Below are 17626 nucleotides of genomic sequence, written 5' to 3'. Positions count from 1 at the left end.
CAGGACCGTGAAACGCCTTAGCGCCGATGATAGTGCAGATACCTGTGTGAAAGTAGGACACCGCCAGACGCCCCATAATGAAGCCCAGCTTGAGAAATCAAGCTGGGCTTTGTGCTTTGCGCGCGCAAAACTCTCTTTGCCGTGATTCTTCAACGCACAGCACTACGGATGACAACAAGCCCGGCCTGGCGGCCGGGCTTGGCTTTTGAGGGTGGGCTGAGGTAGGCTCCCGGCTCATACTTGTTGCGGCCAACCCTGTAGCCCCCAGCTTCTATCCAATTGCCATCCCCCGTGATGTCTTTGCCTAACAGCTATGCCCCCTTGTGCTAAGGAGGAACCCGCCTGAGCTGCGATCGCCTGCTAAGGAGGAACCCGCCTGAGCTGCGATCGCCTGCTGTTGACAGGGTGTTGCACCGCAGTCGGCGGCGTGGAGCCAGACCGCGTTTGTGGGTAGTTGCAGCTATGGCTGCTCAGATCAGCGAGTTGTTGCAGCTGCCGCAGCATGGTGACTCGCATTCTGCAACGCCACCAGCTGAACCGTTTGGCCAATCTTGAGCCTGCGGCGCCCACGGTTCGCTATGAATGCCCGCGTCCCGGCGGCCTGTTGCATCTGGATATCAAGAAGCTGGGACGTTTCCGCTGGCCGGGGCATCGGGTCGCCGGAGACCCGCAGCAGGATTCACGCGGCGCTGGGTGGGAGTATGTGCATGTCGCCATCGATGACCACAGCCGCATTGCCTCCAGCACGATTCATCCAGACGAAACTGGGAACAGCGCCTGTGCCGTATGGCTGCAGGCCGTGCGTTACTACCGCCACCTGGGTCTCCACTTTGAGTGCATCTTGACGGACAATAGCGTTTGCTAGCGGCTGGGGCTGAAGCATCTGCGTATCAAGCCGTACACGCCGCGAACGGGTGGCAAGGTGGAGTGCTTCATTCAGACCGCGCTGCGAGAGTGGGCCTATGCGTGCTCGTATGACTCATCCGAGCTGATGAGCGGCGCATTGCCACAGTGGTTACACCAATACAATACAACTGGCGCCGCCCACATGCGAGCCTGGACTACCTGCCACCAGTCAGCCGGCTCCCGACATTCAACAACCCAGTGGACTTACACAACTAGCCGGAATGATTGAGGCAGTTCGTCTCGATGTTCACGTGGTTTTTTCCTGCAGCAATTTTTCTATCCTGCCCTGTAGTGCTTCCGGAGCGGTCAATGGTCCGTAGCGGCCAACAATTACGCCCTCGCGATTGATCAGGAATTTGGTGAAGTTCCACTTGATGGCTTTGCTGCCGAGGAGGCCGGGCTTGTACTCGGTGAGGTAGTGCCAAAGTGGATGGGCATTGTGGCCGTTGACGTCGATTTTCTCACTGAGCAGAAAACTGACGCCATATCGGGTTTGGCAAAACTGCTGGATGTCACCCGACTGTCCCGGCTCCTGTTGTCCAAACTGATTGCAAGGAAAGCCGATCACGCTCAGTCCCGCTCCCTGGTAACGTTGGTGCAGTGTTTCCAAGGCCGCATATTGTTTGGTGAAGCCGCACTCGCTGGCGGTATTGCACAGTAACAGCACGCGGCCGGAAAACTGGGCAAGGGGAATGGTTTGGCCATCGATGGCATTGAAACTGAAATCAGAAATAGCCATGCTTGATTTGCTTGAAAGTAGGGCAAAAAAAGAGCGTTGCGGCAAGGGGGAACCACAACGCTCAGGAAGAAACACGTCAGCAACAGTATTGCCCGCCGTGTTCTTCATCCTAGACCAGATGGCCTGAATTGCGAGAAGGAATTGCGCTGCAAAGGCTTGGGCAGTGGCTCAGGTGCGAGGTAGGGTAACGCCGACCTGTCCCATGTATTTGCCGGCGCGATCCTTGTAGGAAACGTCACAGATTTCGTCGGACTCGAAGAACAGTACCTGTGCCACACCCTCGTTTGCGTAGATTTTTGCTGGCAGCGGCGTGGTGTTGGAGAACTCCAGTGTGACGTAGCCTTCCCATTCCGGCTCAAACGGGGTGACATTGACAATGATGCCGCAACGGGCATAGGTCGATTTTCCCAGGCATACGGTCAGCACCGAGCGCGGAATCTTGAAGTATTCGACGGTGCGGGCCAGGGCAAAGGAGTTGGGCGGAATGATGCAGTAGCCCTTGCCGGAAACCTCGACAAACGATTGGGGATCGAAGTTCTTCGGATCGACGATGGTGCTGTTGATGTTGGTGAAGACCTTGAATTCATCGGCGCAGCGAATATCGTAGCCGTAGCTCGATGTGCCGTAAGAAATGACTTTCTCGCCGTTAATCTGTTTGACCTGCTCGTATACGAATGGCTCGATCATGGCCTGTTCTTCGGCCATGCGACGGATCCACTTGTCGGATTTGATGCTCATCTTATTGTTTTCCAAGGCGCTTGAATTAGCTGCAGATTTTACCGCCCCTGCTGGTAGTGAGGCTACCGGCAAGTATCAAGAAATATTGAATAGCTTGGTAAAGCAGGCAATCTCCAGTACCTGGCGCACAGTCTCCCGGCAGTTGACCAGCGCCAGGCCCTTGCCGGCGCTGCTGGTGCGTTCTTTCAGTAGCAGCAACATGCCCAGTGCCGAGCTGTCCAGATAGGGCACCTGATCGAAATCAACCTCAATTTCGGTGATGTCGTTATTGTCGAGCAACTCTTGGCTTGCCTGGCGGAATGCCTTGTGGGCATTGAAATCAAACTGGCCAACAAGAAAGATGCTGCCAACATGGCCGCGCAGTTTAACGATAGGTTTCATCATGGGGTCATTGCCATTCATGGTTCGCCAGCCTGTGGAAGGACAACCGAGAACACGGTGCTGTCATCTTCGCGATGATAGCTTAGCTCGCCGCCTAGTGCGTCAATTACCCGCTTGGTGATGGCGAGGCCAAGACCGGTGCCGTTCGCCCTGGTCGTGAAAAAGGGTTCAAAGATGCGGGGCACCAGCTCCGGCGCAATACCGGGGCCGTTGTCTCTTATTCTGAATGTAAGACAGTTTTCGCGGTTCAGCACCTCTAGCGTGATCTTTCCGTCGGCCGGCACGTGTTGCAGTGCATTTTCGAGCAGGCCGATCATGGCCGCTGCCAGCTCTTTGGGTCGGCAGTTCAAAGACGCTTGCTCCAATGCAGTGGCGATAATCTGAAAGTGCACACCATGGCCATCGCACTGTGGTGCGAACGATTGCTCCAGTTCGTGTACCAGTTCGGGTAGCGGGTAGCGGGTGACTTGTTCGCTGGAGGTGTTCTGGCGCACAAAACCCAGCATTTCTTGGGTGAGTCCCTCCAGCGCTTGCAGTCGGTCGACAATCTTGCGTGAAAACTTCAGCCGTTCCTCGGGCAAAAGCGCCGGCCGCTCCAGATTCTTGGCGTAGAGCAGGGCGGTGGCAAGCGGAGTGCGTAGCTGGTGAGCCAGTGATGCCGCCATTTGCCCCATGGAAGCGAGCTTGTTTTGCTGCGCCAGTTGCTCGTGCAGGTGACGCAGGGTCCCTACGTCATGCAGGAGGAAGATCGTCGACAGGTCGTCCAGCGGGCAGGTTTGCAGGGTCAGATAGCGTGTCCGTCCGCTATGCGGGTCGGCAAGGTGGATTACGCCATCAGCATCCATCTGGCGCAACAGTGCTGCTTCGCTCCAGTGCGCGTCGCTCTGCAGTTCGGGCAGCATCGTTTTCGCGGCGTTGTTCAGTGAGATGATCTGTTTCTGCGCATCGGTCTCGATGACACCGGCAGGTAATTCATTGACGAGGGTGGCCAGTCGCTGCGCCAGCTGGGCGTTGGCCTGTGACTTTTGCAGTAGCTCATCATTGGCTTGGGTCAACTGAGTGTTCAACTCTTCAACTTTGATCTCAAGCTGTTGGTATGCTTTGATCAACTCATCGGTTACCGCGTTAAAGTGGGCAAATGTTGCGGCCAACGTTTCCGGGGTGGTATTTGTTGATAGATTATTCGACATTAAGCGGGCGCCATTTGTAAAGGCTAGTTAAACCGTATGATAATCCTACCCCTGTGCGCGGGATGTGATGATGCTGGACTCCTTATGGAGCACAGGCGATACTACTCGGAGTGTTGCCATTCTGGAATGTAAAGCTTGACGCAGCCTGGCATGAATGTCTTTGTCGTAAGAAATGAATTTTTCCTCGGAGGTTTCCGTGTCTGAGCTTCTTAAAAAAATCGATGCCCGCACCAAGCTGGCAGGAACGAACAAACTGGAAATTCTCTTGTTCTCTCTTGGAGTTGACCAAAGAACAGGGCGCAAGGAGACCTTCGGTATCAATGTTTTCAAAGTACGTGAAGTGATGCGGACGCCGGAAATCACCTCGGCGCCGGAAATGCCTTCGTCCGTCGAAGGGATGGTCAGTCTGCGTGGCAGCCTGGTGCCGGTGATCGATCTGGCACGCTACGCCGGTATCGTCAGCGAGAAGCGTCCGGAAATCATGATCGTGACCGAGTACAACGGCCATACCCAAGGCTTTCTGGTCGAGGCCGTCGATACCATCCTGAGGCTGGATTGGGCGGCGATGCGGGTGCCGCCGGAGATGATTACCAACCGGATGGGCGGTCTGGTCACTGCGGTCACCGAGCTGGACGGCGGTACGCTGGTCATGATGATGGACGTTGAAAAGGTGCTGGCGGAAACCGCCATGTACGGTGACGAGCACCAGTTCATCGGTATCGACCCGATTAAAGAGCCTCGCATGGTGTACTTTGCCGATGATTCGGCGGTTGCTCGCAAGCAGATCCAGCAAACATTTGAGGTCATGAACATCAAGTACGCTTCGGCCATCAATGGTATGCGGGCATGGGATGACTTGCAGCGCATGGCGACGCAGGCCGAGCTGGCCGGGCGCAAGTTGAGCGATGTCGTGAACCTGGTGCTGACCGACGTCGAGATGCCGGAGATGGACGGTTATATGCTGACCAAACTGATCAAGTCCGACCCGCGCTTCCATGGCATTCCTGTGCTGATGCACTCCTCGCTGTCGGGGCAATCCAACCAGAAGCTGGGTGAGTCGGTTGGCGTCGATGCCTATGTATCCAAGTTCGAGCCACAAAAGCTCTCGATGAAAATCCGCGAGATGCTGAAGATTTGAGCTGATTTGCGCTTTATTTAAGGAGTGGCCATGTCCGCATCTGATGCCTCTTTGCTAGCCAATATCGATGCCCGTACCAAGTTGGCGGGATCGAACAAGATGGAAATTCTGCTGTTTTCGTTGGGTACCCGCGAAACATTCGGGATCAACGTGTTCAAGGTACGCGAAGTGTCGCAGACGCCTTTCGTCACCAAGACCCCCAATATGCCGTTTGGTGTCGAAGGGGTGTTGTCCCTGCGCGGCAACATCATTCCCGTAATTTCGCTGGCCAAGTTCATCGGCTGTGAATTGGCGGAGGGTGGCTACAACACCATGATCGTCACCGAGTTCAACAAGAGCACCCAGGCATTCCTGGTGGATTCGGTGGATCGCATCATTCGTGTCGATTGGGACAAGGTGCGCGCGCCTGAAAACGTGATGAATACCACCCAGCAGACACTGATCACGGCGGTGACCGAGTTGGATGACGGCAAGCTGGTCTCCATCCTGGACGTTGAGCAGATCCTGTCTAGCGTTGTCGGCGAGACCCGTTTGCCGGATATTCCGCAGGCGGCGCTGGAGGATGACCAGTATGTCTTCTTCGTCGACGATTCGGTGGTGGCGCGGAAAGAAATTTCCAACGTGATGGACAAGATGTCCCTCAAGTATCATCAGGCAAACAACGGCAAAGAGGCGTGGGACAAATTGCAGGTGCTGGCGAACAGAACCTGGTCCGACTCCGAAAGCCTGCACGACAATCTGAAACTGATTCTGGTCGATGCGGAAATGCCGGAAATGGATGGTTATGTGCTGACCAAGTTGATCAAGTCGGACGCCCGTTTCTCCGGTATTCCGGTGGTGATGCACTCGTCCCTGTCGTCCAATGCCAACCGGGCCATGGGCGCCAGTGTCGGTGTTGATGCCTATGTCGCCAAGTTCGACCCTGCGGTGCTTGCGGATACAATCATTCCTTTCCTTCAGCGCTAGGAACAAAATAAGCTGGGAATTGATATCAGCTCAGGAAAAAGCCAATGATAGACAAGAATATGAGATTTCTGGTTGTTGATGATTTCTCAACAATGAGAAGGATTGTGCGCAACCTCTTGAAGGAATTGGGTATTACCAATGTCGACGAGGCCGAGGATGGCCAGGTTGCATTGCACAAGCTGAAAACACAGCATTTTGACTTCATCGTCTCCGACTGGAACATGCCGAACATGACCGGCATTGAGCTACTGCGTGCGGTGCGAGCCGATCCGCAACTGAAGACGCTGCCGTTCCTGATGATTACTGCCGAAGCGAAACGCGAAAACATCATCGAGGCGGCAACGGCAGGGGCTAGTGGCTACATCGTGAAGCCGTTTACTGCCGCGACACTGGAAGAAAAGATGGGCAAGATCTTCCAGAGCCTAAACAAATAAAAGCAGCCTGTACTGTTGCCAGGAGAAATTGTCGTGCCGGATCATCTTCTTGAAAGTGGCGATTCGCCAGAGCTGGAAGCTCTATTTGAAAGCATTGCCAAACAGCAGGCCTCTCAGCAGGAGGCGCCCTCGGCAGAGGTTGATGGTGCGAATCCCCAGGCTGCATTGGCAATTTATGCCCAGGTCGGCCAAATGACCCGCAAGCTGCACGATGCGCTGCGTGAGCTTGGTTACGACAAGTCCTTGGAAAAGGTGGCTGATGCCCTTCCTGATGCCAAGGACCGCTTGGGTTACATCGCCACGCTGACGGCCAATGCTGCGGAGCGGGTGCTGAATGCAACCGATATTGCCCGTCCGATCCAGGATGAGCTGCAGTCCCAGTCCGCAAGCTTGTCAGGCCGTTGGGACCAGCTGTTTGCCAATCAGTTGTCGGTTGACGACTTCAAACTGTTGGCCGCAGATACCCACCGCTTCCTGGCCCAGGCGCCACAGCAGACGGCGGCGACCAATGCCCAGCTGCTGGAAATCGTGATGGCGCAGGATTTCCAAGACTTGACCGGACAGGTTATCAAGAAGGTCATGGACATGGTCAAAACGCTGGAAAGCGAGTTGCTGACTGTTTTGATCGAGTACCTGCCGGCCGAGAAGAAGGTAGAGTTGGGCACCGATCTGCTGCAAGGTCCGGTCGTGAATCCTGATGGCCGTTCCGACGTGGTAACCAATCAGCAGCAAGTGGATGATTTGCTGGAAAGCTTGGGTTTCTAAGACGCGCGATCGTCTAGGCCGTCTACTGCGGGCCGATAATGAAAAGGAAGTCAAAATGAGCGACTTTGCAGGTATGGAAGATCTGATGCAGGATTTTCTGCTCGAGTCCACGGAGCTGTTGTCCGATGTCGACAACAAACTGTGCGAGCTTGAGAAGCGGCCTAATGACAAGGCGTTACTGAATGATATCTTCCGGGGCTTCCATACCATCAAAGGCGGAGCCGGCTTTCTGAATGTGTCGGCAATGGTGACCATCTGTCACCGTACCGAGAACCTTTTTGACAAGCTGCGCAACGGCGAGTTGCCGCTGTCGTCAGAACTGATGGATGTGATTCTGGATGCGACGGGCGTGGTGCGCGACATGTTCACTACCTTGTCGCAAGGGCTGTCGCCGGCCGCGCCGGATGCCGGCCTGCTCGCAGCACTGGACAGTGCGCTGGCGGGCAACCTGGTACCTCCTGCGGCACCCGTGGCCGCGCCAGCGGTGGCGCCGGTTGCCGCCGCCAATACACCGGACTGGAATGTGTTGCACGCCGCGGTGACTACCAAGGCAGCCGCTCCCGCAGCGGCGGCACCGGCTGCGGTTGCTGTGGCAGCGGCGCCGGTGGTCGAGGCAGTGCTCGAAACGCCGGCGATGCCGGTCGTGGCGGCCAAGCCGGCACCGGCAAAGATGGTGCCACAGCAAGGCATGGCCAGTGCGCCGCCGGAAAATACCATTCGTATTGATACCGTTCGCCTGGACCAGGTGCTGAACCTGTCCGGTGAAATCGGCCTGACCAAGAACCGCCTGACCACGCTGCGTACCGAAATCCTGCAGGGCAATATGGAGACGAATACCCTGCGCTCCCTCGACGAAGCGATCAGCCAGCTCGACCTGCTGGTCAGCGATTTGCAGAATGCGGTGATGAAGACCCGCATGCAGCCGATCGGGCGTCTGTTCCAGAAGTATCCGCGCTTGGCGCGGGACTTGGCGCGGCAATTGGGCAAGGAAGTCGAGCTGGTCATTACCGGCGAGGAAACCGAACTCGACAAGACCATGATCGAGGACCTGAACGACCCGTTGGTGCACTTGGTGCGTAATGCGGTCGATCACGGCGTCGAGTCTTCCGAGGAGCGCATCAGCGTTGGCAAGAAGCCGCAGTCCCTGGTGCAGCTGTCGGCCGAGCAGGTTGGCGATCATATCGTCATCGAGATCACCGATGACGGTAAGGGGATGAACCCCGAGGCGTTGCGTCGCAAGGCCATCGAAAAAGGCCTGATCGATGCGGAGACGGCCAACGGTCTCGACGAGAAGCAGTGCCTGCAGCTGATTTTCCTGCCGGGCTTCTCTACCAAGGATCAGATCTCGAACGTGTCCGGTCGCGGTGTCGGCATGGACGTGGTACGCACCAATATCCAGAAGTTGAATGGCCGTATCGACATCAACTCCGAGCAGGGGGTCGGCACCAAGATCAGCATTTCGCTGCCGCTGACGCTGGCTATTCTGCCGGTGCTGGTGGTGCGTGCCTGCAACCAGCCATTTGCCGTGCCGCTGGCCATGGTGCGAGAAATCATTCCGATCGATGTCGCCGCAATCCAGGAAGTATCGGGGCGGCCAACCATCGTGGTGCGCGACGAGATTCTGCCGTTGAAGACACTGGCCAACCTGCTGAATTGGGCGCCGACACAGAAGCCGCAATTCGGTGTGCTGATGCAGTCCGCCGAGAAGTCCTTCATCCTCGCCGTCGATTCCTTTGTCGGCCGTGACGATGTGGTGATCAAGCCGCTGCAGAACATCCGTCCGAAGGGCGTTGCCGGTGCCACCTTGTCCGGTGATGGTTCGGTGGTGCTGGTGCTGGACATGGAAGACTTGCTGATGGGGCAGGCGGATGCACCGAGTGGTGGCGCGATGATGCTTCGCAACGCTGACAACTATTCTTACTGAGCCCGCTTGCAATGTCCGTATCGGCTTTTTTGGGAAGACAGCCTGTTTTGAACCGTAACCAGCAGCTCATCGGCTATGAGCTGCTGTTCCGTGAAAGTGAAACCTCGACCGAAATCGGACGGCATGCCGAGCTGGATGCCGATACCGAGGTGCTGGTCAATACCCTGAACCACATGGGCACCAGCTGGCTGATCGGCAATAAGCTGGCTTTCATCAACGTTGGCGAGTCGATGATCGGCAGCGACTTTCTGGAGTTGCTGCCGCCACGGCGGGTGGTGCTGGAAATCTCCGGCAAGCTGACGCCTTCCAACGAGCTGCTGTCCCGTGTCCGTCACCTGCGTTCCCTCGGCTTCGGGGTGGCACTGGACGGCTTTTCGTTTGAGTCGCCGGCGGCGGCTTTCCTCGACCTGGCCAACTACGTCAAGCTGGATGTGCAGTCGATGGATGCACAGGCCTTCCAGACGCTGGCGGTGCGCTTGCGCAGCTATCCGGTGATCCGCATCGCCGAGCGAGTCGAGACTTATGAGCACTACCATCTGGCCCGCGATCTGGGGCTGGACGGCTATCAGGGGTACTACTTTGCCAAGCCGGAAACACTGTCCGCCAAGGTGATCCACCCAAGCTTTGCCAATACTCTCAAGCTGCTGAACCTGCTGCGCCAGGATGCGGCGCTGAAAGAGGTGGAGGCGGTGCTGAAAACCGACGTCGCGCTGTCCTTCAAGTTGCTGCGTTACGTCAACTCGGCCGCTGCCGGGCTGAATACCACCATCAGCTCGTTCTCGCACGCTTTGACTGTACTGGGCTACAAGCGCTTGTATCGCTGGCTGACGCTGCTGTTGGTGACCAGTTCGGAAAACGGCCTGATGCCGGCCGCGCTGCAGAAAACCGCGGTGTCGCGCGCGCGCATGATGGAGTTGATCGCGCTGGAGTCCGGTCTGCCCTCCGATGTTGCCGACAGCTTCTTCATCACCGGCATGTTCTCGCTGCTGGACGTGATTTTCGATATGCCGATCGCGCTGGCGCTGGAGCATCTCAACCTGCCGGAAGAGATTTGCGAGGCACTGATGGTGCATGCCGGCCGTTATGGCCTGTGCCTGGAACTGGTGCTGGCGATGGAAGCCGGCACCGAAAATCTGCCGCAACTGGCGCAGCGCCTGAACATCGAGGCCGAGGCCTTGAACCTGTTGCACACCAGTGCACTCTCTTGGGTGGAAGAGCTTAGTCTATAATCACCCCTCTGTTTCTCTCGGTTAACTCAATCATGAAGTATCTGGCTATCGATACGTCGAACACGCATGTTTCGATTGCGGTCGCTGTGGACGAGCGTTTCTTCTCGGCAACCTTGTCGGTGGTGAATGGCCACTCCGAAGAGACCTTGCCATTGATTCAGCGCCTGCTGGCCGACAGTGGCATCGGCCTTGCCGAACTGGACGGCATCATTTACGGCCAGGGGCCGGGTGCCTTCACCGGTTTGCGCATCGGTTGCGGCATTGCGCAGGGGCTGGCGCTGGCGCATGACTTGCCGTTGATCCCGGTGCCGACGCTGGACGTGATTGCCTTTCAGTCCGGCGCGCCGGCGGTGCAGGTGGTGATGGATGCGCGCATGAACGAGGTCTATACCGCGAGCTATCGCGACGGTGTGGCGCAAACGCCGATCACGCTACAGGCGCGGGCCGCATTGTCCGTTCCCGCCGATATCCCGCTGCTGGCGGGCGACTGCGCGCAGGAGCTAACCTACCCCGGCAAGACCACGTGCGAGCTGCGTCCGGATGCGGCCAGCTACATCCGCCTGGTGCGCCGTGGCGGCTATGCCGCGGTGGCGCCGGAAGCAGCGGGGCTGCTGTATATCCGCGACAAGGTGGCGCTGACCGCCGCCGAACAGCATGCACGCAAGCATGGCTGAGCTGCGCCGGCTGTCAGATCCGGCGCTGGCCGACGCGCTGCACCAGCTGGAGGCGGCGGTGTGCGCGCATCCGTGGGCCACGGCGGTCTACACGCAAACGCTGGCCTCCGCCAGCGAGCGGGTGCAGGTGCTGCAGTCGGCTGACACGTGGCTGGCGGTGCTGGTTTCCGAGCAAATTCTGGATGAACTGCATATCCACAATATTTTCGTGCCGCTGGCCGCACAGCGTCGTGGCCATGCCCGCACCGTGCTGCAGGCGGCCTTGCTTGAAGCGAAAGCCGCCGGTGCCACGCGTTGCCTGCTGGAGGTGCGCGCCGGCAATGCCGCGGCCATCGGCCTGTACCGTGCCCTCGGTTTTGTTGACTGCGGCGTGCGCAAGGGCTACTACCGGCATGAACACGGCCGCGAGGACGCATTGCTGATGGAGTGCCCGTTATCATGAGTCGCCAACATCTGCTCCTACGCGAGCTGGGGCTGGCACCACGCTGGCGCTTGCGCGATGGCGCAGAGCCAGAGCCAGTATTGACACCGGCCTTGGCGCAGGTTGCGGCCAACCTTTTGTTGCCTGTCACCGCACCCGTACCGTCTGAGGTCGTCGCGCCGGTGCCAGTGCAGCTGGTGGAGGTGATGCCGGCACCTGCCGTTGTCGAACCGGCCACGACCGCGTTGCCGGACTGGGCGGACTTGCAGCAGCAGGTAGCAAGCTGTACCGCCTGTGGCCTGTGCCAGACCCGCACCCAGGCGGTGTTCGGCAAGGGCAATCCGCGGGCGCGCCTGATGCTGGTCGGCGAGGCACCCGGTGCGGAAGAGGACAAGCAAGGACTGCCGTTCGTCGGCAAGGCCTGGCAACTGCTGGACAACATGCTGTCCGCCATCGGCCTGAGCCAGGACGATGTATTCATCGCCAATGTGCTGAAGTGCCGCCCGCCGGGCAACCGCAATCCGGCGGCCGACGAAATCGCCGCCTGTGCCGACTACCTGCGCTGGCAGATTGCCCACGTCCAACCGGAGGTGCTGGTGACGCTGGGCCGTTTCGCCGCCCACGCGTTGTTGCAGAGCGATGCCGCCATTGGCGCCCTGCGGCGCGAGACGCACCAGTATCAGGGCATCCCCTTATTCGTCACTTTTCATCCGGCGTATCTGCTGCGCAGCCCTGGCGAAAAAGCCAAGGCGTGGCAGGATCTGCTGGCTATCCGTCGCGCGTTGGCCAACAAGGCCTGATGTGGCGCTGCGACCGTTCCCTTCTTCTGGATAATTCAAGTCAATATCATGTGGTTCCGACAACTTAGTTTTTACCAGCTGCCTGCCCCGGAGCAGATTGTGGCCAGCAAGCTGGCCGATGCCCTGAATGCCCGCCAGTTCCAGCGCTGTTCCGGTCTCGACTGGTTCAGTGAGGGCTGGGTCGCCCCCGCGCCGCATCTCGACGAGCCGCTGTATGTGCAGCGTGAGCGCTTGCTGCTGTCGCTGCGCCGTGAGGACAAGGTGTTGCCGGCCGGCGTGATCCGCGACTTCCTGGACGCCAAGCTGCGCGACATCGAGCAGCAGGAGCTGCGCAAGGTTGGCCGCAAGGAAAAGCTGGCGATGAAGGAGCAGATCACCGACGACCTGCTGCCGCGCGCCTTCACCCGTACCAGCCGCACGGCCGCCTATTTCGATCTGGCACGCGGCTGGCTGGTGGTGGACAGCGGCTCCGCCAGCAAGGCAGAGGCGCTGCTGAGCAATCTGCGCGAGGCAATGCCGCCGCTGCCGGCCACGCTGCCGCGCACGGTGCTGTCGCCGCACACGCTGATGACCGACTGGTTGGCGGCGGGTGAGGCCAGCGGCGATTTCGTGCTGGATTCCGATTGCGAGCTGAAGGACAGCTCGGAAAACGGTGCGGTCGTGCGCTGCACCCGCATGGACCTGACCGCGGACGAGATCCGCCAGCATATCGCCACCGGCAAGCAGGTGACCCGCCTCGGGTTGATCTGGCGCGAGCGCATCCGCTTCACGCTGACCGATACCCTGCAGCTGAAAAAGCTGCAGTTTCTCGACGTGCTGCAGGAAGAGGCCAGCCAGGCGGGGGACGACGCCGCCAGCCTGTTTGAGGCGACCTTCCTGCTGATGAGCGAGGAGCTGGGCGAGCTGATCGACGATCTGGTGCAAGCGCTGGGCGGCTTGCAGGATGCGGCCAACGTTGCGCCAGCGACCGCGGCGCCGGCAGCATCGGCACCGGCTGCCGCTGCCGCTGCCGCCGCGCCAGGTACGGTCGATGTGCCCTGGGATTGATCGGTAGTAGGGCAGGCTGTCGCCGTTAGCGGCGGGCAGCTTGCTGGCGTGAGCATCATAAAAAACGCCTTGCACCGGCCGGTGCAAGGCGTTTTGTCATGCTTTGCCGGATACGGCTTACAGCCCGCCGTCCTCGACGCGCAATACCTGACCCGGCTGGATCTGGTTGGCAACCAGCTGGGTGTTCCAGCGCTGGATGTCGCTGTGATGAATGCCGAACTTGCGGGCGATGCTGAATACGGTATCGCCGGCCTGCACCACGTACTCGGCCGATTTGCGTGCCGGCTGCTGATAGGCAACGGTGCGCAGTGGTGAAGTCACGCTAGCGGTGACGTTACCCAGCGGAGCGCCCAGCACGCGCAGGTTCTGTCCCAGCTTGACCGCGTCGCTGTTCAGCGTGTTCAGGTTTTTCAGTTCCGCCACGCTCATGTTGTAGCGGCGCGAGATGTTGTACAGCGTGTCACCGTTGGCAACGACATGGTTTTCCACGCGGGTGGCCGGGCGCAGCGGTAGTTCGGGGGTGTCGCTGGCGCTGGCTACTGCGGTCACTGCCGGTTTGGCGCGCGGAGTCGGCGCGGCTTGCGGTTTGCTGACCGGCTGGCTCAGCGCGACGGTAATGCTGTTGCCGCTGGTGGTGGCTGGTGCGGCGACGCTGCTTGCCGCGACGGCGACGGGAGCGACGCTAGCGGCAGGGCTGTTGGCGACAGCTGCGACGGCAGGAGTCGCAAGTGCTACGGCGACGGTCGGGGTGCTATTGACAGTCGGAGTGACGGCTGGTGCGGTAATGGCCGTCATCGGGCTGCTTGCCGACGCGCTGGTGGCGGGGCTGGTCGTGACGCTGGCAACGACGGGTGTGATGATGGGCGTCACGGTGGTAGCCGGAGCGGTCGCGGCAACGCTGACGCTCACGACGCCTGCTACCGGCTGTTCACTGTTGCTGGCCAGCAGCACCGGTGCACTGGCCGGGGCGACGTCACTGACCTCCAGTGTTGCCGGGGCATCCTGGGTGCGGGCGGCAACCAGCACCGGACGACCGGCGTTGACGGTACGATTGCCCTGCAGGCTGTTGGCAACCAGCAGCTCGTTCGGGTTCATATCGAATTGCTGTGCCAGTTCGCTGACGCTGAGGTCGCTTTCCGGTACATGTACCTGCCAGGTCAGCAGCGGCTTGTCCCATTTGGCCAGGTTGGTCTCGAAGCGGTGTAGCTTGGTCGCCGGCAGCAGCATCTGGCGGCCGCTCTTGTGGGCGTACACCGGCAGGTTGAATGCGGGGTTGAGTTCCTTGAACTCGGAGACCGGCATTTCCGCCAGCTTCGCCGCGATGTCGATGTTCATGTGTTTGCCGGTATTGACGGCGACAAAGGCCGGCTTGTTGGGCAGTACGTCAATGCGCAGGCCGAAGTTCTCCGGTTGCGCCATGATGTTGCGGATGGCGAGCAGTTTCGGCGCGTAGTTGCGCGTCTCGGCCGGCATCACGATGTTTTCGTAGGTTTCGGTTTCGCCCTTGGCGCGCACGCGGCTGATTGCCTTGCTCAGATTGCCCTGGCCCCAGTTGTAGGCGGCCAGCGCCAGGTTCCAGTCACCGAAGCGGTTGTACAGCACCTGCAGGTAGTCCAGCGCGGCGCGGGTGGATTCCACCACGTCGCGGCGGCCGTCGTACCACCAGGTCTGCTCCAGTTCGTACTCGCGGCCGGTGGCCGGCATGAACTGCCACAGGCCGGCGGCGCCGACCGGCGAGCTGGCGCTCGGCACGAAGGAGCTTTCCACCACCGGCAGGAAGGCCAGTTCGGTCGGCATGCCGCGCTTTTCCACCTCGTTCATGATGTGAAACAGGTATTTGCGGCTGCGATCGAGGGTGCGGCGCAGGTATTCCGGGCGCGCGGTGTAGTACTTCTCGTGGCGGCGTACCAGTTCGGGATTCACCTCCGGCAGCTGGAAGCCTTCGCGCGCGCGTTGCCACACGTTGTCGCCGTTGCGCAGCAGGCTGGTGTTGATCAGCATCATATCCAGACCGGCGGCCAGGCCGTCGTCGACGCCGGGCGTGCTCCAGCCCGGTATCGTCACGCTAGTGGTCGCGTGGGCGGCGGGCAGGGCAAGTAGTACGGCGAGGGCGAGCGGGGTAAATTTTTTCATGGCAACGGCCTGATCGGAGCATATCGGGCGATGCTACCACGCCCGCCTGCGACGTCAATTATGAAGCGCTATGTTGTTCATTTAATTTCTTAATTTTTGTGTCTTTCACGACAAAACTATTTGCCGGACGGGTGAACCACCAATCAGCTGGTGCGGAAGTCATTTTTCCATTGCCGCAGGGTGGCGAACACGCTCAGTGCGTCGTTGCCGCCGCCCGGCTGATGGTGGCGCGCGGCGCGGCGGATAGCGGCCTCGTTGCAACGCAGGAACGGGTTGTGCTGCAGCTCGTCTGCCAGCAGGCAGGGCAGCGTCGGCAAGTCCTGCTCGCGCTGAGCGCTGTCGCGTTGCCAGCGTTGCTGCAGCGCCGGATTGTCCGGCTCCAGTGCCAATGCAAATTGTAGATTAGCCAGCGTGTACTCGTGTGCCGGATAGCACAGCGTCTGTGCCGGCAATGCGGCCAACCTTTGCAGCGAGGCGTGCAGGCTGTCGATGCTACCGTCAAATACGCGACCACAACCGGCGGCAAACAGGGTGTCGCCGCAAAACAGGTGCTGGCCGCAATGAAATGCCAGATGGTTGGCGGTGTGGCCGGGCACTTCGTAGACCTGACAGTCCAGGCCCAGTGCCGGCAGCCGGCTACCTTCCATCACTGGCACGCTGACGCCGCTGACACCGGCCGGGCCATACACCGGACAGTCCGGCCACTGCGCGTGCAGCGCCGGCAAGCCGCCGATATGGTCGTGGTGGTGGTGAGTGATCCAGATCGCGTGCAGCGTCAGTTGCGCCTGTGCCAGAAACTGCTGCACCGGGGCGGCGTCGCCCGGGTCGACCACGATCGCGGCGCGGTCGTCGTGCAAAACCCAGATATAATTATCAGAGAACGCCTTGAGTGGGGTAATGCGTACAATGTCGGCCATGAATGATCCTGCAATGATGGAAGAGTTCGCTGACTGGCTGGCCAGCGCCGAACTGGGACAATACCTGCTGGCGCAGGAACAGGCTTTCTTCGACAGCGCGGTGGCCGACGTGTTCGGTTTTCGCACGCTGCAGATCGGCCTGTGCCAGCACGATTTCCTCGCCATGAACCGCATCCCGTGGAAGGGGCTGGCGGCGGCCTGCGGCGAGCCGGGCGTGGTCTGCGATCCGGCATTCCTGCCGTTCGACAGCAAGAGCTTGGATCTGGTCATTTTGCCGCACGGGCTGGATTTTACCAGCCTGCCGCATCAGGTGCTGCGCGAAGCGGCGCGGGTGCTGGTGCCGGAAGGGCGGCTGATCATCACCGGTTTCAATCCGGCGTCGCTGTGGGGCGTGCGCCGCCTGCTGCAGGGGCGGGAAGACAACCCGTGGCGCGGTAATTTCGTGTCGCTGCCGCGCATCCGCGACTGGCTGAAATTGCTGGAGCTGGAGCACGAGGCCACCTCATTCATGGCATACTCGCCGCCTTTGGCGCGCAAGGACTGGCTGGTTCGCTGGCAGTTCATGGAAAGCACCGGCGCGCGCTGCTGGCCGCTGGCCGCCGGCGTCTATGGCGTCGTCGCCGTCAAGCGCCAGCGCGGCATGCGCCTGATCACACCGCGCTGGGCGCCGGCCAAGCCGGCCCGGGCGATGCTGGTCGCCGGCGGCAACGACCGCAATCCGCTTACCCGTACCTCTGATAACGAGACATTGCATGACTGACGAGATCGTCGAGATTTACCCTGATGGCGCCTGCAAGGGCAACCCCGGCCCCGGTGGCTGGGGCGTGCTGCTGCGCTACAAGGGGCAGGAAAAGGAAATGTTCGGCGGCGAAGCCGGCACCACCAATAACCGCATGGAGCTGCTGGCAGTGATCCGCGGCCTGGAAACGCTGAAGCGCAGCTGCCGCATCGTGGTATACACCGACTCGCAGTACGTACAAAAAGGCATCTCTGAGTGGATCCACGGCTGGAAGACGCGCGGCTGGAAGACCGCCAGCAAGGAGCCGGTGAAGAATGCCGACCTGTGGCAGCAGCTGGATGCGCTGCGCAACAACCACCAGGTGGAGTGGCGCTGGGTCAAGGGCCACGCCGGCCATGAATTCAACGAGCGCGCCGACCAGCTGGCCAATGCCGGCGTCGATAGCCTGCGCCGCTAGCCACTGTGTCCGCTTGCGGCCAACCTTG

18 protein-coding genes and 1 pseudogene are annotated in these 17626 nt (G+C 59.9%); 13 read left to right on the top strand and 6 right to left on the bottom strand.

All coding sequences use genetic code 11. The features are described 5' to 3' along the window. Window positions 1-499: 499 nt before the first annotated feature. Window positions 500-1122, top strand: a pseudogene (locus PQU89_RS13540) (integrase core domain-containing protein); the annotation flags it as partial. A 31-nt stretch (window positions 1123-1153) separates the two neighbouring features. Here the strand turns inward: PQU89_RS13540 and PQU89_RS13535 are convergent. The 4 genes from PQU89_RS13535 to PQU89_RS13520 all read right to left on the bottom strand — a co-directional run bounded on the left by PQU89_RS13535 (window position 1154) and on the right by PQU89_RS13520 (window position 3954). After that, window positions 1154-1645, bottom strand: a complete 492-nt coding sequence (locus PQU89_RS13535; RefSeq protein ID WP_272766294.1) for a glutathione peroxidase — start codon at window positions 1643-1645, stop codon at window positions 1154-1156. A 168-nt stretch (window positions 1646-1813) separates the two neighbouring features. Beyond that, window positions 1814-2383 (bottom strand): dCTP deaminase, encoded by a 570-nt coding sequence (gene dcd, locus PQU89_RS13530; protein WP_272758171.1) that lies wholly within the window; start codon window positions 2381-2383, stop codon window positions 1814-1816. A 75-nt stretch (window positions 2384-2458) separates the two neighbouring features. Further along, window positions 2459-2767, bottom strand: coding sequence for an STAS domain-containing protein (locus PQU89_RS13525; protein WP_272766293.1), 309 nt, complete (start codon window positions 2765-2767; stop codon window positions 2459-2461). 14 nt (window positions 2768-2781) lie between these two features. Continuing rightward, the gene (locus PQU89_RS13520; RefSeq protein WP_272766292.1) at window positions 2782-3954 is read right to left on the bottom strand and encodes a sensor histidine kinase; all 1173 of its coding nucleotides are present in this window, start codon (window positions 3952-3954) and stop codon (window positions 2782-2784) included. 196 nt (window positions 3955-4150) lie between these two features. Here PQU89_RS13520 and PQU89_RS13515 point away from each other — a divergent pair, with 196 nt between their 5' ends. The 10 genes from PQU89_RS13515 to PQU89_RS13470 are packed head-to-tail and all read left to right on the top strand — an operon-like array spanning window position 4151 to window position 13352. Beyond that, entirely contained in the window at window positions 4151-5092 is a 942-nt protein-coding gene (locus PQU89_RS13515; protein ID WP_272766291.1) for a chemotaxis protein, read from the top strand. Window positions 5093-5122: 30 nt separating this feature from the next. Continuing rightward, on the top strand, window positions 5123-6058 hold the full coding sequence (locus PQU89_RS13510; protein ID WP_047968153.1) for a chemotaxis protein: 936 nt from the start codon (window positions 5123-5125) through the stop codon (window positions 6056-6058). 44 nt (window positions 6059-6102) lie between these two features. Next, window positions 6103-6492, top strand: a complete 390-nt coding sequence (gene cheY / locus PQU89_RS13505) for a chemotaxis response regulator CheY (RefSeq protein WP_082133817.1) — start codon at window positions 6103-6105, stop codon at window positions 6490-6492. Between the two features lie 33 nt (window positions 6493-6525). After that, on the top strand, window positions 6526-7257 hold the full coding sequence (gene cheZ, locus PQU89_RS13500) for a protein phosphatase CheZ (protein WP_272766290.1): 732 nt from the start codon (window positions 6526-6528) through the stop codon (window positions 7255-7257). Between the two features lie 55 nt (window positions 7258-7312). After that, window positions 7313-9181, top strand: coding sequence for a chemotaxis protein CheA (locus PQU89_RS13495; protein WP_272766289.1), 1869 nt, complete (start codon window positions 7313-7315; stop codon window positions 9179-9181). Between the two features lie 47 nt (window positions 9182-9228). After that, complete coding sequence (locus PQU89_RS13490) at window positions 9229-10410, top strand: EAL and HDOD domain-containing protein (protein WP_272766288.1); 1182 nt, start codon at window positions 9229-9231, stop codon at window positions 10408-10410. Window positions 10411-10442: 32 nt separating this feature from the next. Beyond that, window positions 10443-11084 (top strand): tRNA (adenosine(37)-N6)-threonylcarbamoyltransferase complex dimerization subunit type 1 TsaB, encoded by a 642-nt coding sequence (gene tsaB, locus PQU89_RS13485; protein WP_272766287.1) that lies wholly within the window; start codon window positions 10443-10445, stop codon window positions 11082-11084. Continuing rightward, entirely contained in the window at window positions 11077-11526 is a 450-nt protein-coding gene (gene rimI, locus PQU89_RS13480) for a ribosomal protein S18-alanine N-acetyltransferase (RefSeq protein ID WP_272766286.1), read from the top strand. Before tsaB ends, rimI begins: the two co-directional genes overlap by 8 nt. After that, on the top strand, window positions 11523-12305 hold the full coding sequence (locus PQU89_RS13475; protein WP_272766285.1) for a uracil-DNA glycosylase: 783 nt from the start codon (window positions 11523-11525) through the stop codon (window positions 12303-12305). The genes rimI and PQU89_RS13475 overlap by 4 nt, the downstream gene beginning before the upstream one ends. Window positions 12306-12353: 48 nt before the next feature. Then, on the top strand, window positions 12354-13352 hold the full coding sequence (locus PQU89_RS13470; RefSeq protein WP_272766284.1) for a recombination-associated protein RdgC: 999 nt from the start codon (window positions 12354-12356) through the stop codon (window positions 13350-13352). A 117-nt stretch (window positions 13353-13469) separates the two neighbouring features. Here PQU89_RS13470 and PQU89_RS13465 read toward each other — a convergent pair whose 3' ends face one another. After that, window positions 13470-15485, bottom strand: coding sequence for a LysM peptidoglycan-binding domain-containing protein (locus PQU89_RS13465; protein ID WP_272766283.1), 2016 nt, complete (start codon window positions 15483-15485; stop codon window positions 13470-13472). Between the two features lie 143 nt (window positions 15486-15628). Then, window positions 15629-16402 carry a hydroxyacylglutathione hydrolase gene (gene gloB, locus PQU89_RS13460; protein ID WP_272766282.1) on the bottom strand — a complete coding sequence of 258 codons (774 nt, stop codon included), beginning with the start codon at window positions 16400-16402 and terminating at the stop codon, window positions 15629-15631. On the opposite strand from gloB, the gene PQU89_RS13455 reads away from it, so the two are divergent. Both PQU89_RS13455 and rnhA read left to right on the top strand, forming a co-directional pair. Continuing rightward, window positions 16401-17162 (top strand): class I SAM-dependent methyltransferase, encoded by a 762-nt coding sequence (locus PQU89_RS13455; RefSeq protein WP_272766281.1) that lies wholly within the window; start codon window positions 16401-16403, stop codon window positions 17160-17162. The genes gloB and PQU89_RS13455 overlap by 2 nt on opposite strands. After that, entirely contained in the window at window positions 17155-17598 is a 444-nt protein-coding gene (rnhA, locus tag PQU89_RS13450) for a ribonuclease HI (protein ID WP_047968164.1), read from the top strand. Before PQU89_RS13455 ends, rnhA begins: the two co-directional genes overlap by 8 nt. Window positions 17599-17626: the final 28 nt, after the last annotated feature.

The organism is Vogesella indigofera, from assembly GCF_028548395.1.
Taxonomy (GTDB): Bacteria; Pseudomonadota; Gammaproteobacteria; order Burkholderiales; family Chromobacteriaceae; genus Vogesella; species Vogesella indigofera_A.
Note: the sequence above shows the minus strand (reverse complement) of the source record. Positions and strands in the feature narration are given on the sequence as shown.